We start from the raw sequence: 12125 nt of genomic DNA, 5'->3' as shown, positions 1-12125 counted from the left end.
CTCACATATAGAAAAAACCTTTGAAAAATCATGTTTTCAAAGGTTTTCCATTTTACTATTTATTCATTGATTTTTATATCTTATCAATGACTTTCTTGATCGTCACTCTGACTCTTCTTGGCAAGAAGACCGATACCTGTCACAGCTGCCAATGCTCCCAATAAAGCAGATGCTACCGAAGTCGACGCTCCTGTATTTGGCAAGGCTTGTTTCGGCTTGCTTGAAGCGGATTGACCTTGACTTGCAATGTTTGCCATTGAGAGAGAGGTGCTTGTTGAAGTAGATACCAGAGCACTTGCTGACGCAGATCTACTAATAGAATCTGAAATCGAAAGACTAGTGCTAATCGACGCTGACTCGCTCATAGACACACTTGCTGAAATCGAAGCACTTTCTAGAGTCGATTCACTGGCTAACATGCTAGCTGAGAGTGATGCGCTCGTTGAAGTAGATTCGCTCACTGATGTACTTGCTGAGATCGAAGCACTCTCCAACGCCAACTCGGCTGCTAGCATACTTGCAGAAGTTGAAGTACTTGTTGATGCCGATTGGCTTGAGCTCACTGAGGCAGATTCGCTCGAACTTACAGAAGCGGATTGACTAGCACTCAATGATGCCGATTGACTCGAACTTGCCGACGTTGACTGGCTAGCACTCGCTGAAGCGGATTCGCTGGCGCTCACTGACACAGATTGGCTTGAGCTGACTGAAGCGGATTGACTAGCGCTCACTGAAGCGGATTCGCTTGAACTTACTGAAGCTGACTGACTCGAACTTGCCGACGCAGACTCACTGGCGCTCGCTGACGCTGATTCACTCGAACTTACTGAAGCAGATTGACTCACGCTGGCTGACGCAGATTCACTCGAGCTTACTGAAGCGGATTGACTGGCACTTACTGAGGCAGACTGACTTGCGCTCACTGACGCTGACTGACTTGCACTTGCAGATGCTGATTGGCTCGCGCTGGCTGAGGCTGACTGGCTGGCGCTCGCTGAAGCAGATTGGCTAGCACTCACCGATACAGATTGGCTTGAGCTTACAGATACTGATTGACTCGCGCTGGCTGAGGCTGACTGACTAGAACTTACCGAAGCAGACTGGCTCGCACTTGCAGATGCTGATTGGCTGGCACTCACTGAAGCAGACTGGCTAGCGCTAACTGAAGTGGATTCGCTTGAGCTTACGGACGCAGACTGGCTGGCGCTCGCTGAGGCTGACTCACTTGCACTCAATGATGCGGATTGGCTCGAACTTACAGAAGCAGATTGGCTAGCGCTCACTGAAGCGGATTGACTAGAGCTCACTGACGCTGATTGACTCGCGCTGGCTGAGGCTGACTGACTAGAACTTACCGAAGCAGACTGGCTCGCACTTGCAGATGCTGATTGGCTGGCACTCACTGAAGCAGACTGGCTAGCGCTAACTGAAGTGGATTCGCTTGAGCTTACGGACGCAGACTGGCTGGCGCTCGCTGATACTGATTGGCTCGAACTCAATGATGCGGATTGGCTCGAACTTACCGATGCAGACTGACTTGCGCTTACTGATGCTGACTCACTTGCGCTCACTGACGCTGATTGACTCGAGCTCGCTGATGCAGATTCACTTGCACTTACTGAGGCGGATTGACTCGAGCTTACCGATGCAGATTCGCTTGAGCTTACCGATGCAGACTGACTTGCGCTTACTGATGCTGACTCACTTGCGCTCACTGAAGCCGATTGACTCGAGCTTACCGATGCAGATTGACTCGAGCTTACTGAAGCGGATTGACTTACGCTCGCTGAAGCCGATTCACTTGAGCTTACAGACGCTGATTGGCTCGAACTTACTGAGGCTGATTCACTTGCACTTACTGAGGCTGATTGACTTGCGCTCGCTGAAGCGGATTCGCTTGAACTTGCTGAGGCTGATTGGCTGGCGCTCACCGATGCTGACTCACTGGCGCTGACTGAAGCGGATTGACTGGAGCTTGCTGATGCCGATTCGCTTGTGCTTACTGAAGCCGATTGACTCGAGCTCAATGATGCAGACTGGCTCGAGCTGACTGAAGCTGACTCACTCGCACTTACAGAAGCGGATTGACTAGCACTCACTGAAGCCGATTGACTCGAGCTCAATGATGCAGACTGGCTCGAGCTGACTGAAGCTGACTCACTCGCACTTACAGAAGCGGATTGGCTCGCGCTGGCTGAGGCTGACTGGCTCGAACTTACCGAAGCTGACTGGCTAGCGCTCACTGACTCAGACTGGCTAGCACTTGCAGATGCAGATTGACTCGAGCTTACTGAGACAGACTGGCTCGCACTCGCTGAAGCTGACTGGCTTGAACTTACTGAGGCGGATTGACTAGCACTTACTGAGGCGGACTCACTCGCACTCACCGATGCGGACTGGCTTGTGCTGGCTGAGGCAGATTGGCTGGAGCTCAATGACGCTGATTGACTTGCACTTGCCGATACAGACTCACTTACGCTTACTGAGGCTGACTGGCTAGCACTCGCTGAAGCGGATTCGCTTGCGCTTACTGAAGCGGATTGACTAGCGCTCGCTGAGGCTGATTCGCTTGAGCTGACTGAGGCTGACTGACTTGCACTCAATGAAGCGGATTGGCTGGAGCTCACTGAGGCAGACTGACTAGCGCTCGCTGAGGCAGATTCGCTTGAGCTGACTGAGGCTGACTGACTCGAGCTTACTGATGCGGATTGGCTGGCACTCACTGATGCGGACTGACTCGAACTTGCAGATGCAGATTGACTTGCGCTCACTGAAGCGGATTGGCTCGCGCTTGCTGAGGCAGATTCGCTTGAGCTTACAGACGCTGATTGACTCGAACTTACAGAGGCAGACTGACTCGAGCTCGCTGAGGCGGATTGACTCGAGCTTACGGAAGCCGATTCACTTGCACTCGCTGATGCGGACTGACTAGCGCTCACTGAAGCTGATTGGCTGACACTCGCTGATGCGGATTGACTTGAGCTCATTGACGCTGATCGGCTAGCACTCGCTGAAACAGATTGGCTGGAGCTCACTGAAGCTGATTGGCTCGAACTTACTGATGCGGATTGACTTGAGCTCATTGACGCTGATCGGCTAGCACTCGCTGAAACAGATTGGCTTGAGCTCACTGAAGCGGATTGGCTCGAACTTACTGATGCGGATTGACTTGAGCTCATTGACGCTGATCGGCTAGCACTCGCTGAAACAGATTGGCTGGAGCTGACTGAGGCGGATTGGCTGGAGCTCAATGACGCTGATTGACTCGAACTTACCGAGGCGGACTGGCTTGAGCTTGCTGAAGCGGATTGGCTGGAGCTTACAGACGCTGACCGGCTAGAACTTGCAGATGCAGATTGACTAGCACTCAATGAAGCGGATTGGCTCGCACTCGCTGAGGCTGACTGACTAGCGCTCGCTGAGGCAGATTGACTTGAGCTCACCGATGCGGACTGACTCGAACTTACTGAAGCGGATTGGCTGGAGCTCAATGACGCTGACTGACTAGCGCTCGCTGAAGCGGATTGGCTCGCACTCGCTGAGGCGGATTGACTGGCACTTACTGATGCAGATTGACTCGAACTTACGGACGCTGATTGGCTATTACTTACTGAAATTGACGCTTGATTTGGCGTGATTTGTCCATTAAACACATCTGAAACCAAACCATTCACTGTCGTACTTGCAGTCACCGGTCCACTAGGAAGTCGTCCTCCATTACGATCGTATACCTTCTTCAACTCATTTGCAGTAAAGGTTACACTAGTCGAGCTCCCCGTTGCTTGTTTGGTGAATGTTTCCCCTGCAATTGTAAGAGTAACAGTCCCACCTGGAGTCACTCCATCTACCGTAATCGCTTGATTTGTGAGACCACCTTTTTCGTTAAGGAAACGTTCCTCAATTCTAGGTGTCTGAGGGCGAACCTCAATCGGAATCTCTACTTCATCCGTACTTCCATCTGGATAAGTTACCACTGCAGTCAACGTATGCCGACCAGCAGACAAATTCGTATTGGTTCCAGATTTCCAAGTATAGGTTGTCTGAGTACCTGGAGTTATTCCTGTAGTTGGAAGTTCTGGAGTACCTGCTGCATTCGTAATGTACTGACTGGCTTCACCAACAGAAATGGTTGTTTGCCCAGAATTCAAAGTTAAGGTTTGAGATGAATTCCCTTTAGCGACTGCTGTATATTTTTCAGTTTGCGCAACAGCTACAAATTGAATAGCTGCAGGATTTTCTGTTACAGATTTTTTATTTGTATCTACATCATTCCCATTATAATTATTTGCTTGGTCATATGTGTAGATATAACGCGTCCACAAACCGCCTGCTTGAATTGACTTACTGATAGAGCCACTTGCTGTTACTTTAAAAGGATTAGTGGAAGTTGCATTGCCATCTTGTCCAAATTTTTCAGTCGGAACAGTTGTTGTTATTGTATGAACATCGTTTTTAACATTACTTGAAGTAATCGTATCTACTGTTTTGCCTCTTGGCACTAAAGCAACCGTCGGATACTTTTCAACCCTCGCATGCTCAATTCGTCCGCTATTATCAGTGAACTCAAAAGTCGCTTCGAAACGTTCTTCACGATAAACTCTAATCAGTTGACCATCAACTGTAGCTCCTTCATTCGTAACAATTCGTGTTCGTTCTGGCTTCTCTGTATCCCTAGCAGCTCTGAAGCTAGCGGTATTTGAAGCTTGGGTCAAAGCTTGTCCGTTTCTGCTGTCACGAAGTCCAGAGTTGGCACGTAACACAGCATTTGCAATGCTATTTCGAACTTCTGTAGCTTTTTGTAAGATAGTAGCAAGGTCAGAAGCCTCCCCTTTCAAGGCTTCTGCTATCTCATTCTTCGCTAGACTAGCCTTGGCAATTGCCTCATCCGAGTTTGGAAGTCCCTGCGCTTGAGTTAGAAACTGCCCAATCTCAGCAGACAAGGCCTCTAATTTCTTCCGTTTTTCTTCACTTTGCTTTTCTGTCAAGGCTACAGAAGTCATAGTCAGACTCGATTCAGCCGTCACACCTTCATTCTTTACACGACCAGACTGACTTTGAGGTAAGGATTCTGTAGAAAAATCAACTGCTTTTAATTCTTTTGAAGGTTGTGATTCTTTCACTGTCTCCCGAGCTGACTCACTTGCTTGGTACTGACTTTGAACACCAACTGAAGCTCTCTCTGACAGATTACTATTCGCTTGATTTTGTGTTCCAAGGGATTCACTTGAACTAGCAGTTACACTTTGACTGTTTGCCAAAGATTGACTAGTAGAAGCAGATTGGCTCATCGACTGACTCATACTAGAAGAGCTTGAGGCACTGATGGACTGGCTCGTAGAGGCAGATTGGCTAGCACTTTGTGAATTCAATTCTGACAATGACTGTCTTTGACTAGTAGACAAAGACAGACTCGCCGTATCTTGATGATCCTGTGTCGTCCCTAGCACTACTGAATCTCTCGTCGCCAGGGTATCTTTTGATTCTACAGTCTTTTCAACAGCGACTGCATCATTGGCATAAACACGCGTTTGCGTCGCAGCAAAACCACCTAAGATTGTCCCCGTAGCTGCTATCCCTTTCAAAACATCCAAGCCGGTCAACTTCTGACCTTCTTGCTTTTCAACCATTTCTGTCTTTACTTGGCTCGTATCCGCACTTCCACGCATCACCTTAAATAAGCCAAAAAGGGAAGTCGAGGCCCGTAGCCAATGCTTCCCTGATTTGATTAATTTGAACCGAGTTACACGGTCTGTTTCTCTATATTCACCCTTCTGGCGTCTAAAAAACATGTTCATCCCCTCAACTTGAAAAAAATCTATTCACCTATAAAATACTATCTTTTTATTATATACCAAATATACTGACAATTCAATATCTATAATATATCCTAAAGAAAGAAAATGATTTCAAAAATAACTTGATTTCAAATCTATTCTGTTTTTTCAATATAATCTTCATTTTATTGTTCTATTAATATATTTTATTTATTTTTTAACCATTTCTATATGCTTTAAAAATTGAGCAAATAATTCCAATCACTCAGGGAATTGATTTTTATTCAAAATATAGAAAAAGTCCATGAATCAATAGCATCCACAGACTTTTAGGAGTAGAGTATTTAAAGGTAGTTTCACAAATGAACTAGTGAGGCCGGTAGCCGAGGTAACTTTCTATCCTTTCCAACGAAAAAATCCACGAATCGAAACCATTCGCGGAGTTTTTTAAGACGCATTTAAGCAAAATGCCACACTAATTAATAGCCGTAATCTACGACACGAAGAGGCGAAAACGATTATTTTTCGCCGATGAATTAGTGAGGCAGGTTGCTAGCCCTCTCACTACCCGTTACAACGGAAAAATCTACGAATCGATAAAATTCGTGGATTCTTCCTAGTGAAGCGTTTAGGTAAGCCAATTTTACACTACGACACGGAGTTTGGCAAATCGATTCTATTTGCCAAACGTAGTTAGTAAGGCAGTTAGCTAGTTCGCCAAATAGCGACTAGCGTCCAACAATTAGGAACTTTAGTTCCAATTGTTGGTGCTGAGTTACATCTTTTCTTCCAACTCCACGTCTGGATACTTGTCGGCAAACCAGCGGAGGGCAAAGTCATTTTCGAAGAGGAAGACAGGTTGGTCAAAGCGATCTTTAGCCAAGATGTTTCGACTTGAAGACATACGTTCATCTAAATCTTCTGGTTTAATCCAACGAACTGTCTTTTTACCCATTGGGCTCATGACCACTTCGGCGTTATACTCGCCTTCCATACGGTGTTTAAAGACTTCGAACTGGAGTTGTCCAACAGAGCACCTAGAATATACTCACCTGTTTGGTAATTCTTATAAAGCTGGATGGTTCCTTCTTGTACCAACCGTTCCATTCCCTTAGACTAGAGCAATCTTCCTAGTCTAAGGGATTTTTTTGTTTCAACCAGCTCTTTATCTCAGAAAAATTCATTTTTTCTACCATCTATAAAATTTTTTTAAAATTTTATAGAATAAAAAATGGATATCTATGCTGAAGCTGTTTACCGATTAGCGACCTAAAAGCCCTCCTAAACTCCGTCCCACATTGGGGCGGAGTTTAGGGAATTTTGTTAACACTAGCCTACAAGAAATTGGCTAACGAAAAACTATCTTAAAAATAAAACCACACAGCAATTTCATTCTTGAGTACAGTTAAGCTGAAAAAATAATGACATGGGAAAACGAGTATCTCCATTTACGGAAATGCTCGTTTTTTGATATCTAGAAGTAGTTTCTGTCCTGCCTCTTTTTTAATTGTCTAACTTTTTGGGGTCAGTACAATAGAGATACTTAATCTACACTCTCTGTGATATAGTTTGAAATATCTTTATATAAGATAGTCTGTTGAAAGTGATATGAATCAACCACTAGAAGTATAAAATTCCAAAACTCTCTTTCTTTACCCTCTCCAAAATTATACGCTTTTGCAGAATCATTAAATAGTTTCATAAAAATTGGTAAAAAATCATGTCCATTAATAATTTGATAATCTTCTAATTCCTCTCTGTTTATACTGCAAATCTCTTCTTCTAAAAGTTTAACATAGTTTTTTCTATTAGATACAAAATCCGGACTTAAATCATACTGAAGATCAATAATCTCTTTTTTTATCGAATCTATTTTTTTATAAAACGACTTTTTGAAGTATGGTAATTTCTTTTTTCCATTTTGACCACTGAACCTCAGTTTAAATTTATCATCTCCGTCTTTATTATTTACATAACGATATAAACCAATTTCAAAACTTATTTCTTTTGCTTTATCAAGAGGATTTTCCGCTTCTCTTATTTCACCAGAATCGATAAAAGATTGTATATTAAACAAAGATAGAAAAAGAGTTTCCACATCATGATAATCTGTCAAAAAGACCCTATTACAGTTTGTTCTGTTCTCTCCAGTAATATGAGTTAAATCCGCATCTATTATTCCAATAGTCCTCCGTTGTTCAACTACGTTTAGATCAGAAGTAGTGACAAGTTTGACTACTTCTTCCCACCCTTTTACTGGAACAAATTTCATATTTTTATGTTTTATAGAAAAAAATTTTCTATACGCTATAACATCTGTCTCGCTTTCAACATAAACCTGAAATTGATTATTATTTTCAGACATTCTATAACGATTTTGATACCTTATTGAATTCATTCCATTAGTCATACTATTCATTCGAACTCTCCAAAACACCACTTAAATCATTAGTAAGTGCCCAGTTGTCATCAATAATATCTGGTGAATGTGTTGCTATAATCACTCTAAAGTTATTTTTTTCTATAATTCCCTGCAAATCCTGTATAAAGGCATTTTGCCACTCAACATGCAATGAAATTTCCGGTTCATCAATTAAAATAATTGAGTCTCTGTCTGTCAAAAATATTAGTTTAAAAAATAGGTTAAACTCATTTTTTTCTCCCGAAGACAGTTTATGTAATGGAATAATTCTTTGCTCTTCCGATGTTGATTTGACTAAAAATCCTTTATCTCTATCAATGTACAATTCTTTATGTTCAAATCTTTCATTGATTATTTTTTTGAACAAACTAACATTGTTCTTCAGTTTATCATATTTCTTTAATTTCTTTTCTGTATTTCTAATGTATAAATCAATAGCATTTGCTGACTCTTTTGCCTGCTCACTAGTTATCGCTTTTCGATTCTCCTCAGAAGATAATAATCCCATCCTTGATAACATTTGAGTTTTTTCAATCAATTCGTTATAGCGATTAAGTATACTATGTTCATCAACTGGATTATTTTGGGAATAATTAACTAAATCAAAAACAAAATTCGAATCCAACTTCACTGATACTTCATTGTATTCTTTTTCTGTTTCGTTTATCATCCGAACCAATTCTTTAGCATAGTATGTTATATTTTCTCGAGTAGCTAGTTCCCCATCTTCAATATTATAAATACGTTGTGTTTCAACAAATTCTGTTTTATTAGCATCAATTATTTTAGCTATTTTACCTGTTATTTTCTCTTTCTCAATAGGAGAATAAACTCTTCTCTGAACAAGCTGATTCCCAAATTCTTCAATTAGTTCAGTTCTTGAATACTGGAGACCAGTTTCCTCATCTAAAAATCTATTATAACTTATCTTATTTATTGTAGGCATAATTTTAGATATTTCAATAGCCTTTTGATTGATATCTGATGGAGAATAATAAGAACGTTTTGAAATATTCTCCAAGATAGTTAAATCAAATTCAAAGGATTCTTCTTTTTTTCCGCTTTCGTTGATTTCAAATAATAATTTATCGTCTCGTTCTACTTTGTTAACACTCCATCGAGAGCCGTCATTTAATACAAACTCAATTGAATCAAATTCTAAATCTATAAAAAACTCCCACTTAAGGCTAAAAAAATTATCAATGGCATTCAAAAAGTATGTTTTTCCAATTCCATTTTTCCCAATAATAATAGTAATTCCATCATCTTTTAAAAAAACACTATGATTAAATGTTCCGAACAAACCATTAATTGAAAATGAACTTATCCTAAAATTATTTAAGTCACTCACTTATTTTCTCACTTTCATACTCTGAAACTTTTTCTTCAAACGTTCTAACCTTATAATATAAACCAAAATATCAATTTACCATGAGGCTAACAGTCAAAACATGAAGAATTATTTTACTGCGTAATGTAATTATTTTTTACATCTTTTCTTCCAACTCCACATCTGGATACTTGTCCGCAAACCAGCGGAGGGCAAAGTCATTTTCAAAGAGGAAGACTGGTTGGTCAAAGCGGTCCTTGGCCAAAATATTGCGGCTTGAGGACATGCGCTCGTCCAAGTCCTCAGGCTTGATCCAACGAACGGTCTTTTTACCCATTGGGCTCATGACTACTTCTGCATTGTACTCGCCTTCCATGCGGTGCTTAAAGACTTCAAACTGGAGTTGTCCCACAGCCCCTAGCATGTACTCGCCAGTTTGGTAATTCTTATAAAGCTGAATGGCTCCTTCTTGCACCAATTGCTCAATCCCTTTGTGGAAAGATTTTTGTTTCATAACGTTCTTAGCAGAAACTTTCATGAAAATCTCAGGGGTAAAGGTTGGCAGTGGTTCAAATTCAAACTTATTTTTTCCAACTGTCAAGGTATCCCCAACCTGATAAGTACCAGTATCGTAAACCCCGATAATATCACCTGCCACGGCATTGGTCACATTCTCACGACTTTCCGCCATAAACTGGGTGACATTAGAAAGCTTGGCAGTCTTCCCAGTACGAGGAAGGTTAACACTCATCCCACGCTCAAATTCGCCCGATACGATACGGACAAAGGCAATGCGGTCACGGTGACGAGGGTCCATGTTGGCTTGGATTTTAAAGACAAATCCTGAGAAATCCTTGTCATAAGGATCCACAATTTCGCCATCTGTTTTCTTGTGGCCATGTGGTTCTGGAGCAAACTTAAGGAAGGTCTCAAGGAAGGTCTGCACCCCAAAGTTTGTCAAGGCTGAACCAAAGAAGACTGGTGTTAATTCACCCGCTAAAATAGCTTCTTCTGAAAACTCATTCCCAGCTTCTTGAAGGAGTTCGATATCGTCCTTAACCTGAGCGTAGAAAGGATTGCTTCCAAAAAGCTTATCTCCATCTTCCAGACTGGCAAAACGCTCATCCCCTTTATAGAGTTCCAAGCGTTGGTTATAGAGGTCATAGAGCCCTTCAAAGGCTTTCCCCATCCCGATTGGCCAGTTCATTGGATAGCTCGCAATGCCAAGGACTTCTTCTAGTTCTTGCAAGAGGTCCAGCGGCTCACGACCATCACGGTCCAGCTTGTTCATAAAAGTAAAGACTGGGATGCCACGGTGCTTCACAACCTCAAACAATTTCTTGGTTTGGGCCTCAATCCCCTTGGCAGAGTCCACGACCATGACCGCAGCATCCACCGCCATCAAGGTACGATAGGTATCTTCTGAGAAGTCCTCGTGCCCTGGTGTGTCGAGGATGTTCACGCGCTTGCCATCGTAGTCAAACTGCATAACAGATGAAGTGACCGAAATCCCACGTTGTTTCTCAATATCCATCCAGTCAGATTTGGCAAAAGTCCCTGTTTTCTTTCCTTTAACCGTACCAGCCTCACGAATCTCGCCCCCAAAGTAGAGCAACTGCTCAGTGATGGTTGTTTTCCCGGCGTCCGGGTGGGAGATGATGGCAAAGGTACGGCGTTTCTTGATTTCTTCTTGAATAGTCATAAGTTCTCTTTCTTTGATTCTCTATTTTTAGTTATTTCAGTAGCTAAGAATGATGTTTACATTGGATTTTACCATTCCTTTCAACTCTCCATTATAGCGAATTTTGGGGAGTTTTTCAATTGCTCATCCGATGAAAAGACAAGCTAGAGCACAGATTGCACCTGATTTCTCTTTTTCCACCGTTTTTTGAACAAGATATCAAAGAGAACCAGAGCCAGCGAAAGTATGACGGACACAAGAAGGTATTTTAACCACAAGGGCGCATCTGGAATAAAAGGTGTCTTGTTTAACAAACCATAATTTCCACCCGTCACCTGATTAACCCCAACTAGAAAGAGATTGAGAATAAAGGTATAGGCTACAATCATATACTTCTTAAGCAAGGTCTTGTCATAGTGATTCATCAAATAAACCAAGGAATTCACTAGAAGGGCATAGTGCCCAATCAAAAATGAAAAACTGGTGATATGGGGGAAATCATAGGGGTCAAAAACCGGGTAAACCAAAGCAAAGACCGCTCCACTTGCTCCTAAGAGGGCAAAATATTGCTTGCTCCGCCATTTATCTGGCAAGAAAACTACCGCAAACATGGCTAAACGGCAATGGTAAAATGGAAGGCTATTAGAAAATGGAATCCCAAAACCAACATACCAACTATATAGGGCAAGTAACTGGAGAATCTGAATCCCCTTAAACAAGCGGACAAATTTCGGATTTTTGTGATAAACAAGTGCTCCATAAATACAAAGCACTAAAGTAAGCATCATGATCCCATACCAAAAGAGGGAAATGGGAGGAGGAACCGTTTGAGATCTGGTGATAAATTGATGGAACATATTTCTATCCTAACTCTTATTTTTTCTATTCTCTAGTTTAACCATTATAGCGAATTAAAAG

The 12125-nt window shown here is 42.2% G+C and carries 5 protein-coding genes and 1 pseudogene; all 6 read right to left on the bottom strand.

Annotated features, from left to right (window positions below; genetic code table 11):
• Positions 1–83 precede the first annotated feature (83 nt).
• The 6 genes and pseudogenes from D8863_RS01265 to D8863_RS01240 all read right to left on the bottom strand — a co-directional run bounded on the left by D8863_RS01265 (position 84) and on the right by D8863_RS01240 (position 12064).
• Positions 84–5789 carry an accessory Sec-dependent serine-rich glycoprotein adhesin gene (locus D8863_RS01265; RefSeq protein WP_125440846.1) on the bottom strand — a complete coding sequence of 1902 codons (5706 nt, stop codon included), beginning with the start codon at positions 5787–5789 and terminating at the stop codon, positions 84–86.
• A 760-nt stretch (positions 5790–6549) separates the two neighbouring features.
• Positions 6550–6887 (bottom strand): annotated as a pseudogene (locus D8863_RS01260) (peptide chain release factor 3); the annotation flags it as partial.
• Between the two features lie 430 nt (positions 6888–7317).
• Positions 7318–8193 (bottom strand): DUF4435 domain-containing protein, encoded by an 876-nt coding sequence (locus D8863_RS01255; protein WP_125440845.1) that lies wholly within the window; start codon positions 8191–8193, stop codon positions 7318–7320.
• Complete coding sequence (locus D8863_RS01250; RefSeq protein WP_125440844.1) at positions 8186–9547, bottom strand: AAA family ATPase; 1362 nt, start codon at positions 9545–9547, stop codon at positions 8186–8188. The genes D8863_RS01255 and D8863_RS01250 overlap by 8 nt, the downstream gene beginning before the upstream one ends.
• Positions 9548–9683: 136 nt before the next feature.
• Entirely contained in the window at positions 9684–11228 is a 1545-nt protein-coding gene (locus D8863_RS01245; protein WP_000155101.1) for a peptide chain release factor 3, read from the bottom strand.
• A gap of 143 nt (positions 11229–11371) precedes the next feature.
• Entirely contained in the window at positions 11372–12064 is a 693-nt protein-coding gene (locus D8863_RS01240; RefSeq protein WP_125440843.1) for a YwaF family protein, read from the bottom strand.
• Positions 12065–12125 lie beyond the last annotated feature (61 nt).

Source organism: Streptococcus oralis (genome assembly GCF_003943825.1).
Lineage (GTDB): Bacteria > Bacillota > Bacilli > Lactobacillales > Streptococcaceae > Streptococcus > Streptococcus oralis_CD.
The sequence above is the reverse complement of the archived record's forward strand: the minus strand, read 5'-3'. Positions and strand labels throughout refer to the sequence as shown.

What these genes read in the sequence shown, in the direction of transcription:
- D8863_RS01265 (WP_125440846.1), bottom strand. Translation starts at nt 5,789, where the DNA reads ATGTTTTTTAGACGCCAGAAGGGTGAATATAGAGAAACAGACCGTGTA.
- D8863_RS01255 (WP_125440845.1), bottom strand. Translation starts at nt 8,193, where the DNA reads ATGAATAGTATGACTAATGGAATGAATTCAATAAGGTATCAAAATCGT.
- D8863_RS01245 (WP_000155101.1), bottom strand. Translation starts at nt 11,228, where the DNA reads ATGACTATTCAAGAAGAAATCAAGAAACGCCGTACCTTTGCCATCATC.
- D8863_RS01240 (WP_125440843.1), bottom strand. Translation starts at nt 12,064, where the DNA reads ATGTTCCATCAATTTATCACCAGATCTCAAACGGTTCCTCCTCCCATT.